The organism is Sunxiuqinia sp. A32, assembly GCF_052690465.1.
The window spans coordinates 88,040-103,369 of the sequence record NZ_JBQYLI010000015.1 but is presented as its reverse complement, the minus strand read 5'-3'; the positions used below and the strand labels follow the sequence as shown (position 1 = coordinate 103,369).

Sequence of the window (15,330 nt, the reverse complement as noted above, 5' to 3'; positions counted from 1 at the left end):
TTCAAATTTACAATAATAAGAACTATGAAAACATTTACCCCAGTCTTAATTCTTCTAATATCATTATTTATTGCAAATTCATCCAGCGCACAAATTGTGATGGATATTAGTAAATTATTTAATGATATCGGTGGTGAAAATCATTTCGAGCGCAACAAACTTGCATACGAAGATATTAAAGGTTCTCCCTATTTACAGGAAGACTTTATCGAAGGATTGATCATTATAAATGATAGTTCTTTATACAAAGGAGTACCAATGCGCTATAATGTATACAATGAAATAATTGAATTTGAACATCCTAATGGAACTATTCTGGAAATCGATAATCCAGATCAATTTAGGGAATACATTATTAATGATCAGGCTTTTATCTATCACACTTTAGCAAAAACAAATAAAAATGAAAAAGGATTTTATGAAGTACTTGTGAGCGGCAAACTTACATTAGCAAAAAAATACAACATCGAATTAAAAGATCCTCTACCACCACAAGCATACAAAGATGCTAAACCCGCCGAGTTTAGCTTTAAACCCAGTTACTACTACATCATAAAGGGAAATCAAATTAGTGAAGTGTCCAATGAAAAAAATCTATTGGAGGCCATATCAAGCAATCAAAATAATATCAAATCTTATATCAAAAAGAATAAGCTAAAGGTGAAAAAAGAGGACGATCTTAAAAATATCATTGAGTATTATAATAGTCTATAGCAGACAGATTAAAATATATTTCCAAATACCCTATTTTTAAATCCACCCGGATTATATTTGCAACTAATGGAAATTACATTCATATTAGTTGAACCTTCGACACCCGAAAATGTGAGTGCTGCTGCCCGCGCTATCAAAACAATGGGTTTTAAAAAGTTAAGATTAGTCAATCCTTGTGACCACCTTTCAGCTCCTGCCAGATGGTTGGCACATGCCTCAAATGACATTCTGGAGAATGCAACTGTTTATCGTTCGTTTGATGACGCAATTGTTGATTGTGATTTTCGGGTTGGAACAACGGCGAAACAGCGGAATGTAAAAGAAGATTATCTTTCGCTCAGCAATTTGCCAGGATTACTAACCGACAAAGGAGAAACAATTGATAAAATTGCCATTATATTTGGCAGGGAGGATACAGGCCTAAGGAATGAAGAACTTGCCAAATGCGATCTACTAAGTACTGTGCCACTTCAAACCACTTACCCTTCTTTAAATCTGGCGCAATCAGCAATGTTATATGCATATGAGCTTTCTGTACTGAAAGCTTCCGGCGAAGAAAACACAAGAAAAGAAACAGGTCAGGAAAGTTTTCGAAACTTAAAGGATAAAGTTCAAAATATATTAGTTGACCTTAATTTTAAAGAAGAATCAGCCATCTTACCAAGAATTATTGAACGGTTAAACCAGCTTCAGGAGAGTGATATTCATCTGCTACATTCGATTTGCAATAAATATATCGAGAAGAATTCCTGAAACGGATGCAACATAGTTAGAAAAGCTATCGTCTTTCAAACAGAAAACCACAATTGATTGGAAGCAGTTTACAAAAATATTCACCAAGACGTGATTGACCGCTGCAAAAGTGGCGAACGTGAGGCTCAATTCCAATTGTACAAACTCTACTATAAGTCGATGTACAATACAAGCCTCCGCATAGTCGGAAATGAAGTGGAAGCTGAGGATATCATGCAGGAATCTTTTTTAAATGCTTTCAAAAAAATAAACACCTATGAAGGAAAAGTTAGCTTTGGTGCCTGGTTAAAAAAGATTGTGGTAAATCGTTCATTGGATTATTTAAAAAAACGGAAAGTATACTTTGAAGAAATCAATGAAAAGATCGTTGATGAGGACAATCCGTTAATGGAAACGCGGGAAATAGATGTTGAGAAGATTAAAAAAGCAATAAGCCAACTTCCGGAAGGATATCGGGTTGTGCTAAGCCTTTATCTTCTTGAAGGATATGACCACGATGAAATTTCAGAGATCCTTGGAATTAGCAACTCTTCATCCAGATCTCAACTCCTCAGGGCTAAATTAAAACTGAAGGATTATTTATTAAAAGATGAAGTATTTTCAATTAATTAAAGGTGTAAAATTATGTCTGATATTTTGGAGAAATTAATAAAGGAAAACAGGGAGGCTTTCGAGGAAGAACCTTTACAGGGACATTTTGACCGCTTTGAAAGTAAACTGGACCAGAGTTTTAGAAAGAAAAAAAGTCTGGAGTGGAAAAATTATCTACAAATTGCGGCCTCGATACTTCTTGTTGTACTAGTTGCCAATCAAGTCAGAATATATATGGCTCCTGATAAAGAAGAGAACATCAGCCTTGCAAATGTTGGACCTGAATATAAAGAGGTTGAATTCTATTATACTTCATCCATAGAAAGTAGCCTGAAAGAATGGAATAAACTCGTGAAAGATGGATATATAGGTGAAGAGGAACAAGCGATGATGAAACAGGAAATGACGGAATTTGATTCCATGTACAAAAACCTGCAAACCGAGCTTGAAGCAAATCCGGATGACGAAAGGGTTGTCAATGCAATGCTTGAGTATTACCAGGCAAAACTCAGCATTATCAACCTGATTATTGAAAAGTTAGAACAAGTAAAACAACAAAAATTGACCAACGATGAAATTAAAATTTAAACTATTAGTGGTACTGATTGCCATTGCTTTATCGACAAAAGCAGGCGATTTCACAAGGGAAGTGCACCAGGGGTTTGTTAAGTCGAGTATTCAGGCTTTAGATGTGACAAACAAATTTGGGGAGATTAGGATTAGTGATTACGGTGGTGACTCCATTACTGTTGATGTAATTATCACCGTTGAGAGTGCAACTGAAAGCAAGGCAGAATACTTACTGAACCAAATTGAAATCCAAATCAACAAACAAGGATCGACATTGGTATTAGAGACCGATATTAAAGATAATTTCAAAAGCAAGCAGAGCTTTTCGATCGATTACAGAATAAATATTCCAGACGATCGTGATCTTACCGTAGAGAACAAATTCGGCAACGTTGCGGTGAGCAGTCTGAATGCAAAAGGTAGATTCTCTGTCAACTACGGCAATATCAATACTGGTCCTCTGGAGTGCCCTGATGGCAGTTCAATTGATCTGGAGATTGGTTACGGCAAGGCAGATATTGAGTCTGTTAACAACCTTGATTGTGAAATCAAATATTCAAAGCTGTTCTTAGGTGAGGCCAAAAAAATCATTGCAGAATCAAAGTACTCAGTCATCAATGCAGAAGAACTTGGATATTTAAACCTCGAATCAAAATATGATGGTATCAATGTTGAAGAATTGGGTGAATTGAAAGCAAACTCAAAATACACCAACTATGACATCGAAGAACTCAAAAAGAGTTTTGTTTTAGACACAGAATATGGTTCTGTTCGAATAGATGAGGCTGGTGCAGAGTTTGATTTAATTGACATTACCAACAGTTACGGAGGAATTTCAATTGGATTCAGCAATCCGGTATTCAATATTGATGCAGAATGCAGCTATTGCGATGTTAAGCTTCCAGAAGTGGAGTTTTCGGGCAACAGAATCAAAGATAACTTCAGACTGAACTTGAATGGAACAGTTGGCAGTACTTCAGCTACGGCGAAAGTAAAAATACAAAGTCGATACGGTGGCGTTAAGCTTACAGATTGATATTTCAAAATATCACAGCAAAAAGGAGGTTGTTACCATGCAATCTCCTTTTTTTGTTTGAGAAAATTGGAAATACACCGAACATTGAAAGCAAATTTTTAATAGCTTTGGCATGCAATATTCTAAACCAATTATTCATATCGCCTTATGCAGGCATACATAAAATTAAAATCATGAAAAGAACTATTATTTTATCACTATCGCTGGTAGCTGCAATTTTGATTTCAGCTACATCTTTTGCGCAAAAACCTAATAAACTTACTAAAGAGGAAAAGAAAGAAGGTTGGGAACTTCTTTTTAATGGTAAAAAATTTGACGGTTGGAGACAATGCAATGGTACTGAAATGCCAGCAAACTGGACAATCGAAGATGATGCTATGAAAGTTTTAATTGGAGAAGGCAAACAACCAGGACATGGAGCTGGAGGCGATATCATTTTTGCTGACAAAAAATTTAAAAACTTCGAACTGTCTATCGATTGGAAAGCCAGTGAAATGGCAAACTCCGGTATTTTCTTCAATGTTCGCGAAGTTCCTGGAAAACCAGTTTATTATGCTGCTCCCGAAGTTCAGGTTTTAGATAATGAAAAAGCAAGCGACAATAAAGTTGCCAGTCACCTTGCCGGATCTTTGTATGATATGATTGCCGCTGATCCAAAAACAGTTAATCCAGCTGGTGAATGGAACACAGTAGTTATCAAAGTTAAGGATGGTAAAGTAACTCATACAATGAACGGAACAAAAGTTCTTTCATACACTTTATGGACACCAGAATGGGATAAGCTGGTACAAAACAGCAAATTCAAAAACTTCCCTGGATTCACTGAAGGAATTTCAAAAGAAGGTTACATTGGTCTTCAGGATCATGGATATCCTGTATGGTTCCGCAACCTTAAAATCAGAGAACTATAATTTATGATTTGTTAGTGACATCATTAAATTGAGCTGATGTTCTGGTAAAACATATTTTGTACAATATAAAACCGTAAGTATTCGTACTTGCGGTTTTTTTTTACTTTTATACATCAGTATGCGAAAAAAGCTTCACATCATTAGTTTTAATATTCCTTATCCACCAAACTATGGGGGGATAATTGATGTGTATTACAAAATAAAAGCACTCGCCCGCGAAGAAATCGATGTTATTTTACATTGCTTTGAATATGGAAGGGAAAAGAGTTCGGAGCTGGAGGAATTCTGTTATAAGGTGCATTATTATCCGCGCAAAAAAGGTATTTTTTATCTTTTATCGAAGAAGCCATATATCGTTGTTACGCGAAAAAATAAAATGCTTTTACAAAACTTGCAGGATGAAATTGCTCCAATACTCTTTGAAGGTCTTCATTCTTGCTTTTTCATTGACAACCCGTTGATCGCTGCTTATCAAAAAATTGTGAGAACCCACAATATTGAACACCATTATTATAGATACCTGGCCAAATCTGAAAAGAATTCTTTCAAGAAGTTCTATTTTGAGCAAGAAGCCATGAAGCTTCAGTGCTTTGAGAAACGCCTTAAATTAGCCGATAATATCATTTCAATATCATCAGAAGATACCAGATATTTTAATGGTAAATACAAGAAAACAACTCACATTCCAGCCTTTCATCCTTTCGACAAAGTAGACAGTAAAACTGGTAAAGGTGAATATGTTTTATTCCATGGTAATTTAAGTGTCTCAGAAAACCAAAAAGCAGTCAAATATCTAATTGATAAGATTTTTACTGAAATAACAATCCCCTTTACAATAGCAGGTAAAAATCCTCCTGAATGGTTGGTGAAAAAAGCAATGGTTTCGCCGCATATTTCTGTAATTGCAGATCCAAATGATGAAGTGATGACAGAACTGATCAGAGAGGCACAACTAAATTTAATTCCAACTTTCCAACCTACGGGTTTTAAGCTAAAATTATTAGCCTCGTTATTCTCAGGCAGACATTGCATTAGCAATTCGCCGATGGTTGAACATACCGGCTTGGAAAGCTTGTGCAATATTGCAAACAATGCTGAAGATATGATACGGATGATTTTAGAAAAATTCGAAGAAGAATTTACCATCGAAGATATTGTACGAAGAAAACATATTCTTGAAAATCAATTTTCAAATCAAAGAAATGCCAAAAAGATTATTGACCTTATTTAGTTTTCTTCTCCTCTTTTCATTAGCTGGAAAGGCTCAAGAGACCTCTATTCAATTAAAATTCCCAACGTCTACCAATCAAAAAGTATTCCTAGCATTTTACTATAACGGGAATATTTTGGTAAAAGACAGTGCAATTATTGACCAATCCGGACATGCACTTTTTGAAAGTGATACTAAACTGCAACAAGGTATCTACCAATTATACTTCAGCGAGAAAAAGCATTTTGATTTTCTATTGGGTGAAGTGCAAAAAATAAAAATCAATGAAAGCGAAAACAGCATACAAATTTTAGGATCCAAAGAGTCAGTAGATTTTAATAATTATCATCAATATTTAGATAAAAAGAAGGACGAGCAACAGTTTTATTTAAAAGCAAAAAAGAAGTATCAGTCATCGAGCGATTCTTTAAAAAAATACAACCAAATTCTCGAGAAGCTCGACAATGAATTGAAAAACTATTGGCTAAATGCCTCAAATAACGCTCCAGATACTTTCTATGCAAAATTTCTGAAGTCTAGCTACACGCCAAGACCAGATAGCATTCCGCAAAAGTATGCTCAGAACGATTCACTAAAGTGGATCTACCAATATAATTTCATTCAAAATCATTTTTGGGATTTTTTTGATTTGAAAGACACCCGAATGTGGTATACTCCAACCATCAAAGGGCGCTTAACCAATTATTTTAATAAAGTATTACTGCAGCAACCTGATACCATAATCAAACAGGCAAACCAGCTAATAAACTATGTTGAAGATAATCCTATTGCATTCCAAAACCTGGTGACATTTATCGTAAACAATAGCTTTCAGTCGGAGATCATGGGAATTGAAAATGTGTTTGTTGATATTGCTGAAAGATACTACCTGAGTGGAAAAGCCGATTGGGTTAGTGAAAAAACATTAGAGAAAATAAAACTTGAGGTTTTTTATCGCAGAAACAATTTAATGGGCATGAAAGCCCGGGAACTGGTTTTGGAAGATGCTGCTGGAGAATATCATAGTTTACATCAACTAACAACACCATACACACTGTTGGTTTTTTGGGAACCAAATTGCAGTCATTGCAAAACGGAGATTCCGAAATTGTACGAAGATATTTTCTTGAAAGCCAATCCATCTCAACTTGCCATTTACGCTGTTTACACACAGGATAATTTAGAGGAATGGCAGGATTTTATCTCTGATAATGAAATCAATGATTGGATTAATGTTTGGGATCCGCAGCATACAAGTCAATTTAATTTGCTTTACAATGTTCGTAGTACCCCCACTATTTATCTTTTGGATAAAGACAAGATAATTGTCGCTAAAAATATGAGTGTTGATAATGCTAAACGAATACTTGAAAGTCTTTCGGTATCGTTTAATCACTAGCGCTGTTTATTGCCAAATTTCGCGTAATCCCCCATCCTTCCCCATTAACGGATCAGTAGTTGGTACTGGTACGTTTTTAATTAAGTTATCTGTTTTTGGCCGTTCTCCATCCTTTCCATAATTCATATCCGGCGTTTGCCCGGGAGGATATGCGCCAACAACAGCAAAGCCGTCTCCCGAATCTATTTTTTTGTGAGAAACACCTGCCGGTAACAATACCAGATCCCCCTTTTCAATGCGCACAATTTCTCCTTTTGGACCACCCAACTGAACTTTTGCCCATCCGTGATAAACACCCAGTGCTTCATGTGCCTTTGCATGGTAGTGATGAAAAGAATATATCCCGTTACGCCATGAATTTCCCCAGTTGTTTTCATGAAAGATGCTTTCTATGATTTCAGGGCCCTGCTTCAACGAAAAATCAAAAGCCTGCTTATATAATAGAACAGGTAAAGCTGAATTATTAGGAAAATTTCCATCCGGTTCAATCAAAAGTGTAATTATATCTTGATCAACATTATCACACATAATAGATTCATTTTGGTGTAAAAACAACGATAATATCATTAAAATCGAAATCATAATAAGGATGTTTTATTAAAAATAACAATCAAAGCTTTCTTTTTCTTAAAAGCTCCCTATTTTTGTGTGATCTCAAAAAACAGCTCATGAACAGAACAATCAAAGATTACTTGCTTATTGGACTAAAAGGAATGGGAATGGGAGCAGCCGATGTTGTTCCTGGAGTTTCAGGTGGAACCATTGCTTTCATTACAGGTATATACCAGGAACTGATAGATTCAATCAAATCGATCAACTTGTCATCATTAAAGCTTTTATTTTCCGGCAAATTGAAAGCATTCTGGCAAGCAGTTAATGGTAACTTTCTACTGGCTCTGGTTTTTGGGATTGGCATCAGCGTCCTTTCACTCGCCAAAGGATTAAAGTACTTGCTGGATCACCAGCCTATTCTAATTTGGTCTTTCTTCTTCGGGCTAATTATTGCTTCGGCAATTTATGTTGCACGGGATATCAAAAAATGGAAAATTGGCACATTTATTTCTTTGCTGGTTGGTGCATCAATTGCCTATGCAATTACCATTATTACACCAGCTGAAGCGCATACCGGTTATGGTTTTGTGTTTTTATCGGGTTCTATTGCTATTTGCGCAATGATTTTGCCTGGCATTTCAGGAAGTTTCATTTTGGTTTTGTTGGGAATGTATAAATTTATACTTGGCGCAATATCAGCATTTAATTTACCTGTAATTGGCGTATTTTTGGCCGGAGCAGCCATAGGGATTGTAATTTTCTCCAATATACTTTCGTGGTTGCTAAAACGTTATTACGACTTAACCATTGCCCTGCTATCAGGATTTATGATTGGCTCGTTGAATAAAGTATGGCCATGGAAAGAAGTTCTTGAAACATTTACAGATCGTCATGGAGAAATCAAACCTTTGGTAGAGCAAAACGTTTTACCATGGAAATATGAAGCAATAACCGGACTTCCGTCTGAAATAGTTTTTGCAATATTGCTTGCCATTTTTGGATTTGGACTCATCTTTATCCTTGAAGGAGTTTCAAAAAAAATTAAGATATAAAAAGATATAAAATCGATGAAAACATTCGGACTAATAGGCTACAGACTTGGATATTCTTTCTCAAAGGGATTTTTCACAGAAAAATTTGAAAAAGAGAGCTTGCAAAATCATGAATATGTGAACTTTGAGTTGGATACCATAGATGAATTTCCTTCAATTTTTGAGAAGAACAAAAATATTGCAGGATTGAATTGTACAATTCCCTACAAACAACAAATAATGCCATTTCTGGATGAGATTGATGAAGAAGCTGCTACAGTTGGTGCAATCAATACGGTTAAAGTTATTCGGACTGGAGATCAATTGAAACTTAAGGGCTTTAATACGGATATTTACGGTTTTGAAAACTCTTTGAAACCAATGCTCAATGAAAAACACAAAAAGGCATTGATCCTTGGTACAGGAGGTGCTTCAAAGGCCATTAAACACATATTGAAGAAACTTGGTATCACATACCTTTCGGCGTCTATCGAAGAAGAACTTTTTGAAAATGAAATCAGATATCAGGAAATAACTGATAAATTATTACAGGATTATCTGATAGTTATAAATGCTACCCCACTAGGTACTTTCCCAAAAGTTGGTACTTGCCCGGATATCCCCTATCATAGTATAACTGGAAACCATGTGTTATTTGACCTGGTATACAATCCGGAAGAAACTCTCTTCATGAAGAAAGGGAAAGAGCAAGGAGCCAAGGTCAAAAACGGACTGGAAATGCTTCATCTACAAGCAATTAAAGCATGGGAGATTTGGAATAGTTAATTCTTTGATTCTTTTTCCCATAGACCTAACAACTCTCTAAGAGTGCCAATTTTGACCTTTTAGTATCATGTCACAAAACATAAAAGAATCTTATTGTATTTTCCTTAAATTGGTAGTGCGATTTACAGAAGGTTGACTCGATGCAGGATTTCTGAGGATTTAGGATGAAAAAAGGGACAAAACTAATCGACTTACAAAAGCAGCTAAGTGAGTTAGAGAAAGATATTGAGCAAACTCTTGCCAATACAAATCCAACTAAAAAAAAGAATGATCAGCTTCTTTGGGCTAAATTAAAAACATACAAGAAACTGCTATTTGAAAATAAGCCCCAACCCAAAAACACATTTGAAAATTTAGACAAGAATGTAGAAAATCTGACAGGCTGGTTTTGGGCTATTGATAATAAATACAAACTCATTTCAGCAAATACAGCATTCATAAATAGCCTTTCTCAAAAGGTAGGAAAAGTTTTAAAAAAAGGAGACAGCATCTTTCCCAAAGATTTAGAAAACTCCGTGAACGATCAATGGAAAAAACTATATGACAGGGCATTTAAGGGAGAAACTTTTCAAATAGAAATCAAATCTAGATTCAGCAAACAGAAATCAGAAATCTATAATTATAACTTTTCCCCCCTCAGAAATGAAAACTTTGAAATCCTTGGAATATCAATTTGGGGAGTTGATGTTACCAAGCACTATGAATTGGAGCAAAAACTGAAAGATAGTGAATCCAAACTGCTGGCTGTTTTAAATAATACTCCGGATATCATTGCAAGATTTGATTTGGATTTAAAGCATCTATATGTTAGTAATAATATTGAAACAGCAACCGGTATTCCTGCGAAAAATTTTCTGGGAAAGACTAATGAAGAACTTGGGATGCCGGAAGAGAATGTGAAAAGCTGGAATCAGATATTAACGGAAGTTATTAATTCAGGACTTAAAAAAAGCATTGAATTTAATTTTGAGAGCCCAACCGGCAAACGATATTTTCATTCTATTTTAAATCCTGAATTTGATAAAAAGAATAGTGTAAAAAGTGTTTTAGTATATACTCGTAACATTACAGAAATAAGAAAAGTCGAAAAATCATTAATCAAAAGTGAAGAAAAACACCGTTCAATTACAAACGACATCCTTGATTCTTCAAAAACCGGAATTGTAATTTTAGATAAAAATTTTAAAGTTGTTTGGATAAACAAAGCAATAGAAAAATTTTACGGACTAAAGAAAAAACAAATAATTGGCCACGATAAGAGAAAACTAATCAGTCAAAAGATTAAACACTTATTTGAAAATTCGAAAGAGTATGAAGAAAAACTACTCAATGCCTATCAAAAAAATTCCTACTATGAATACTATGAATGCAAAATTGTAAAAGGATCTAATCGAAAAGAAAGATGGTTGGAACATTGGAGTCAACCAATTGAAAGCGGACTATATAAAGGCGGAAGGGTTGAGCAGTATTTTGATATTAGCGAAAGAGTAAACATGAAACATGAACTTGAAGAAGCTAAAATGGTTGCTGAAGAAGCCAATATATTGAAGTCAGCGTTTTTAGCAAATACAAGTCATGAAATTCGCACTCCGCTTAACAGTCTCCTGGGGTTCACAGAACTACTGAATGAACTAAATATTTACAACGAAGAGGCCAGCAAATATCTTAACATCATAGAGAACAGCGGAAATCAACTTTTAGGAATTGTTAACGACATCATAGATATCTCAAAGATTGATGCCAACCAATTAAGAATTAACAATGACTCGTTGAATCCCAATCGTATCATGGAAGATCTTTATGACACATACAACAGTTACATTCGACAGAAAGAAAAAAAAAGTATCCAGTTAAAATACATTAAAAATGAATCATTTAACCAAAATATCAGAACAGATGCTCTTCGGTTAAAACAAATCATGGATAATTTACTAAGCAATGCATTGAAATTCACAGACTCGGGCACCGTTGAGTTTGGCTTTGAAACAAAACAAAACCAATTACACTTTTTTGTAAAAGACACAGGGCCAGGAATTAGTAAAAAACATATGAAAAACCTCTTCACTCGTTTTGCCAGATTTCATGGTAAAGAAGGAACCGGATTAGGATTATGCATTTCCAAAAACCTCACCGAAATGCTTGGTGGACACATGCAGGTTCAATCGAAAGAAAATGTCGGAAGTGAATTCCGATTTTATATCCCTCTTGTGCTTGCTTAATGCAAATTTCAGTACCTAATAACAATTCATTAAATATTACTTCAATTTTTTAAAACTAAATTTGCCAGTTCTTTGTAAATTAATTGTAGTTTTGCGCAATTTTTTAATTTAAAGCTGGCATATCATGGCAAAATTCTCAAACGAAGTTTCAAGAACATTTAGCGAATACCTACTAATCCCTGGCCTTACCGACAAAAACTGTTTTCCACAGAATGTATCATTAAAAGCTCCATTAGTAAGTTTCAAGAAAGGTGAAAAGCCTTCAATGGAATTGAATATTCCGTTTGTATCTGCAATCATGCAATCAGTGTCTGACCACAACATGGCCATTGCTTTGGCGAGAAACGGTGGATTATCATTCATCTTTGGGTCTCAGCCAATTGAAACCCAAGCAAAAATGGTTAGAAAGGTTAAAAAATTTAAAGCCGGATTTGTTGTTAGTGATTCTAATTTGACTCCTGATCATACTTTGACTGATGTCATTAAATTAAAAGCTAAAACAGGGCATGCAACACTGGGAATTACTGAAGATGGCAGTCCAAATGGCAAATTATTGGGAATTGTTACCGGCCGTGACTACCGACCAAGCCGTGATCCGCTAGATAAAAAAATCAGTGAATTCATGACCCCATTCAGCAAACTAATTACTGGTGAGTTAGGAATTACCTTAAATGAGGCCAATGACATTGTTTGGGATAACAAGTTAAACAGCTTGCCTATTATTGATAAAAATCAAAACCTCCAATATTTTGTTTTCCGCAAGGACTACGAGAGTCATAAAGAACATCCAAATGAATTCTCCGATTCCAATAAAAAATTAATGGTTGGAGCGGGAATCAATAGCCGTGATTACGAGGAAAGAGTTCCGGCATTGGTAAATGCCGGTGCTGATTTGCTTTGTGTTGACTCTTCGGATGGTTACTCAGAATGGCAACGCAACACCATTGAGTGGATTAAAAAAGAATACAATGGCGAAGTAAAAGTTGGTGGTGGTAATGTAGTTGATAAAGCAGGATTTTTATACCTGGCTGAAGCTGGCGCCGATTTTATAAAAGTTGGAATTGGTGGCGGTTCAATTTGTATTACCCGAGAGCAAAAAGGTATTGGTCGTGGACAAGCAACCTCAATTATTGAAGTTGCCGCTGCCCGTGATGAATATTATGAAAAAACCGGAACCTACATCCCTATTTGTTCTGATGGTGGGATTGTGCAGGATTATCACATGGTGCTTGCTCTTGCAATGGGTGCTGATTTCTTAATGATGGGACGCTACTTTGCACGTTTTGACGAAAGTCCCACTCGTAAATTAATGGTAAACAATCGTTATGTGAAAGAATACTGGGGAGAAGGATCAAATCGCGCACGGAACTGGCAACGTTACGATATGGGTGGAAGCGAGAATCTTAAATTTGAAGAAGGCGTTGATAGTTATGTACCATATGCCGGAAAATTAAAAGATAATCTGGACATCACCATTGGTAAAATGAAATCAACCATGTGCAGCTGTGGTGCCACTTCAATTCAGCAATTGAAAGATGAAGCTAAAATAACCTTGGTTTCGGCTACTAGCATTGTTGAAGGCGGAGCACATGACGTTATCTTAAAAGATGCAAATATGTAATCAGTTTTTGATTTCAAACTTCATGTAGTAAGTAAAAATTCTACATGAAGTTTGAAAAAGCTTAGTATATTTAGGTCCTGAAAAAAATAACCAAACGTGCTAAGCCAATGAAAACTCTTTTCTTTCTACTACTCATATTTCTGACACAACTAGTATCGGCCCAATCATCAAGATGGCGTGGAACAAATCAGGATGGACGATATCCTGACACAGACTTGATGGAAAAGTGGCCGGAAGGCGGGTTATCAATAAAAACCACCTACACAGGAATTGGAGAAGGTTACGGCTCTCCTTCAATCACAGAGGATGGAATATTTGTTGGAGGAATGCATGACTCCACCGGCTATGTTCATCATTTTTCTCATGATGGAAAACTAATCTGGAAAACGTCTTATGGTAACGAGTTCACTTTTCGTTTTCCCGGCTCACGTGCCACACCAACCATTGAACAAAACCGGCTTTATTATTCAGGTGGCGAAGGAGATGCAATTTGTTTAGACACGAAAACTGGTAATATTATTTGGCACATCAACCTTTTTAAAAAGTATGATGGTGATTTAATTAAATGGGGATACACCGAATCTCCGTTAGTCTATAAAAATCTGGTCATTTATACTCCTGGAGGGCCGGACGTATCCATGGTTGCTCTTGATAAAATGAATGGATCAGTTGTTTGGGAAATGTCAATGGAAGGCGGTTTTAATGCCTATTGCTCACCCCAATTAATAAAACACAACAACCAGACTCTCGCAATGGTGAACCTCAGCAACTACCTGGTTATTTTCGATCCTGCAAATGGTTCTATAAAATACAAACACGACATTACAAATTCCCGAAACAATCATTCGATGGAGCCTATTTACATCGACGGCAAGATACTCTATTCCGCAGGATATGGATATGGTACTACATTGTATGAACTAAACGACCATGCAGGAATGGATACCATCTTCCACAATTCAGAGTTTGACTGCAAAATGAGTGGAATGATGCGTATCGGAGATTTAATTTACGGAACGGCAGATAACAAAAAACACTGGGCGGCTCTCAACTGGAAAACCGGTGAAGTTGTATTTACATCGCGTGAATTGAAACCAGGCTCATTCATTATGGCTGATGATAAGTTTTACATTTTCACAGAAATGGGAGAAATCGCTCTGGCAAAGCCCAATGGCGATGGATTTGAGGTACTCAGCAAATTTGAATGCCCTGCATATCCAGCAAAATATGCTTTTGCTCATCCTGTTATTTATCAAGGCGACCTATTTATCCGCTTCAATGATTCAATTTGGCGATATAAAATAAAAGAATAAAAGCCTGAAAAAATTGAGGGTTTGAAGAACCTATGCCATTTTGCTTTGTTGTTCTTTTCATCGTAAACGTTATAAAATTTAAACCTTGGAATTCAATTTAATTGGATAATGCAAAAAAATAATTGTCTAACATGATTTGAGTTGATTAATATCAATATTGATCTCTTTCATTTTTCGCAGACAATCGTACATTTGTTAGGTAAATTATTAGACTATGTTTTTTCTAGGATTAGCCGGTTCATTTATGCCATACCTACTCTTTTTGGGAGTACTGCTTTTCCTGACTATTGGTACACACAAAGGTCAGGATGAGAAATTGGCTGTGCTGGAAGAAAAAACAATTGAAGATCCAGGATTTAACACACAACAGGATTTAACGTCTGAGAATGGCTACTACTTTTTTGAGACCAATGAAATCCAGCCAACTCAGGACAACATTAAATCACTTCGACAAAATACTTTTATAATTATGGAGACCAAGTCTCCGCCCATGAAGTTGCTCTGCAATGTAATGCATCATTATGGGTTCCAATTTAACAACTCCTATTCAGGCTTGTCCCCTCCTTCATTGATTTCTTAATCATAAGTTAGAAATCATTTAATTTATTCACTTTTTACCATTGA

General features: G+C 35.7%; 15 protein-coding genes. 14 read left to right on the top strand and 1 reads right to left on the bottom strand.

Going from position 1 to position 15,330, the window contains the following annotated elements; genetic code table 11:
* The first annotated feature begins 24 nt into the window (after positions 1-24).
* The 8 genes from ACUNWD_RS15245 to ACUNWD_RS15210 all read left to right on the top strand — a co-directional run bounded on the left by ACUNWD_RS15245 (position 25) and on the right by ACUNWD_RS15210 (position 7,184).
* Positions 25-714: a hypothetical protein gene (locus ACUNWD_RS15245; RefSeq protein ID WP_445588695.1), complete on the top strand. Its 690-nt coding sequence runs from the start codon at positions 25-27 to the stop codon at positions 712-714.
* Positions 715-780: 66 nt separating this feature from the next.
* Positions 781-1,467, top strand: a complete 687-nt coding sequence (locus tag ACUNWD_RS15240) for a tRNA/rRNA methyltransferase (RefSeq protein WP_445588694.1) — start codon at positions 781-783, stop codon at positions 1,465-1,467.
* Between the two features lie 57 nt (positions 1,468-1,524).
* Positions 1,525-2,079: an RNA polymerase sigma factor gene (locus tag ACUNWD_RS15235; protein ID WP_445588693.1), complete on the top strand. Its 555-nt coding sequence runs from the start codon at positions 1,525-1,527 to the stop codon at positions 2,077-2,079.
* A 12-nt stretch (positions 2,080-2,091) separates the two neighbouring features.
* Positions 2,092-2,646, top strand: coding sequence for a hypothetical protein (locus tag ACUNWD_RS15230; protein WP_445588692.1), 555 nt, complete (start codon positions 2,092-2,094; stop codon positions 2,644-2,646).
* On the top strand, positions 2,630-3,664 hold the full coding sequence (locus ACUNWD_RS15225) for a hypothetical protein (RefSeq protein ID WP_445588691.1): 1,035 nt from the start codon (positions 2,630-2,632) through the stop codon (positions 3,662-3,664). Before ACUNWD_RS15230 ends, ACUNWD_RS15225 begins: the two co-directional genes overlap by 17 nt.
* Positions 3,665-3,837: 173 nt before the next feature.
* Positions 3,838-4,575 carry a 3-keto-disaccharide hydrolase gene (locus tag ACUNWD_RS15220; protein WP_445588690.1) on the top strand — a complete coding sequence of 246 codons (738 nt, stop codon included), beginning with the start codon at positions 3,838-3,840 and terminating at the stop codon, positions 4,573-4,575.
* Positions 4,576-4,693: 118 nt separating this feature from the next.
* On the top strand, positions 4,694-5,806 hold the full coding sequence (locus ACUNWD_RS15215) for a glycosyltransferase (protein ID WP_445588689.1): 1,113 nt from the start codon (positions 4,694-4,696) through the stop codon (positions 5,804-5,806).
* Positions 5,778-7,184: a thioredoxin-like domain-containing protein gene (locus ACUNWD_RS15210; RefSeq protein ID WP_445588688.1), complete on the top strand. Its 1,407-nt coding sequence runs from the start codon at positions 5,778-5,780 to the stop codon at positions 7,182-7,184. The genes ACUNWD_RS15215 and ACUNWD_RS15210 overlap by 29 nt, the downstream gene beginning before the upstream one ends.
* Before the next feature lie 6 nt (positions 7,185-7,190).
* Here the strand turns inward: ACUNWD_RS15210 and ACUNWD_RS15205 are convergent, their stop codons facing one another.
* Complete coding sequence (locus ACUNWD_RS15205) at positions 7,191-7,766, bottom strand: hypothetical protein (RefSeq protein WP_445588687.1); 576 nt, start codon at positions 7,764-7,766, stop codon at positions 7,191-7,193.
* Between the two features lie 86 nt (positions 7,767-7,852).
* Here ACUNWD_RS15205 and ACUNWD_RS15200 point away from each other — a divergent pair, with 86 nt between their 5' ends.
* From ACUNWD_RS15200 to ACUNWD_RS15175, 6 genes are all read left to right on the top strand, one after another.
* Positions 7,853-8,788, top strand: coding sequence for a DUF368 domain-containing protein (locus ACUNWD_RS15200; protein ID WP_445588686.1), 936 nt, complete (start codon positions 7,853-7,855; stop codon positions 8,786-8,788).
* A 15-nt stretch (positions 8,789-8,803) separates the two neighbouring features.
* Positions 8,804-9,553 (top strand): shikimate dehydrogenase family protein, encoded by a 750-nt coding sequence (locus ACUNWD_RS15195; protein ID WP_445588685.1) that lies wholly within the window; start codon positions 8,804-8,806, stop codon positions 9,551-9,553.
* Positions 9,554-9,717: 164 nt separating this feature from the next.
* On the top strand, positions 9,718-11,772 hold the full coding sequence (locus ACUNWD_RS15190; RefSeq protein WP_445588684.1) for a PAS domain-containing sensor histidine kinase: 2,055 nt from the start codon (positions 9,718-9,720) through the stop codon (positions 11,770-11,772).
* A 124-nt stretch (positions 11,773-11,896) separates the two neighbouring features.
* Positions 11,897-13,393, top strand: a complete 1,497-nt coding sequence (locus ACUNWD_RS15185) for an IMP dehydrogenase (RefSeq protein ID WP_445588683.1) — start codon at positions 11,897-11,899, stop codon at positions 13,391-13,393.
* A gap of 107 nt (positions 13,394-13,500) precedes the next feature.
* Positions 13,501-14,706: an outer membrane protein assembly factor BamB family protein gene (locus ACUNWD_RS15180; RefSeq protein ID WP_445588682.1), complete on the top strand. Its 1,206-nt coding sequence runs from the start codon at positions 13,501-13,503 to the stop codon at positions 14,704-14,706.
* 214 nt (positions 14,707-14,920) lie between these two features.
* Positions 14,921-15,286 (top strand): hypothetical protein, encoded by a 366-nt coding sequence (locus ACUNWD_RS15175; RefSeq protein WP_445588681.1) that lies wholly within the window; start codon positions 14,921-14,923, stop codon positions 15,284-15,286.
* Positions 15,287-15,330 lie beyond the last annotated feature (44 nt).

Bases quoted from the DNA above. Each gene is read 5' to 3' on its own strand.
- ACUNWD_RS15245 (WP_445588695.1), top strand. From the start codon at position 25: ATGAAAACATTTACCCCAGTCTTAATTCTTCTAATATCATTATTTATT.
- ACUNWD_RS15240 (WP_445588694.1), top strand. From the start codon at position 781: ATGGAAATTACATTCATATTAGTTGAACCTTCGACACCCGAAAATGTG.
- ACUNWD_RS15230 (WP_445588692.1), top strand. From the start codon at position 2,092: ATGTCTGATATTTTGGAGAAATTAATAAAGGAAAACAGGGAGGCTTTC.
- ACUNWD_RS15225 (WP_445588691.1), top strand. From the start codon at position 2,630: ATGAAATTAAAATTTAAACTATTAGTGGTACTGATTGCCATTGCTTTA.
- ACUNWD_RS15220 (WP_445588690.1), top strand. From the start codon at position 3,838: ATGAAAAGAACTATTATTTTATCACTATCGCTGGTAGCTGCAATTTTG.
- ACUNWD_RS15215 (WP_445588689.1), top strand. From the start codon at position 4,694: ATGCGAAAAAAGCTTCACATCATTAGTTTTAATATTCCTTATCCACCA.
- ACUNWD_RS15210 (WP_445588688.1), top strand. From the start codon at position 5,778: ATGCCAAAAAGATTATTGACCTTATTTAGTTTTCTTCTCCTCTTTTCA.
- ACUNWD_RS15205 (WP_445588687.1), bottom strand. From the start codon at position 7,766: ATGATTTCGATTTTAATGATATTATCGTTGTTTTTACACCAAAATGAA.
- ACUNWD_RS15200 (WP_445588686.1), top strand. From the start codon at position 7,853: ATGAACAGAACAATCAAAGATTACTTGCTTATTGGACTAAAAGGAATG.
- ACUNWD_RS15195 (WP_445588685.1), top strand. From the start codon at position 8,804: ATGAAAACATTCGGACTAATAGGCTACAGACTTGGATATTCTTTCTCA.
- ACUNWD_RS15190 (WP_445588684.1), top strand. From the start codon at position 9,718: ATGAAAAAAGGGACAAAACTAATCGACTTACAAAAGCAGCTAAGTGAG.
- ACUNWD_RS15185 (WP_445588683.1), top strand. From the start codon at position 11,897: ATGGCAAAATTCTCAAACGAAGTTTCAAGAACATTTAGCGAATACCTA.
- ACUNWD_RS15180 (WP_445588682.1), top strand. From the start codon at position 13,501: ATGAAAACTCTTTTCTTTCTACTACTCATATTTCTGACACAACTAGTA.
- ACUNWD_RS15175 (WP_445588681.1), top strand. From the start codon at position 14,921: ATGTTTTTTCTAGGATTAGCCGGTTCATTTATGCCATACCTACTCTTT.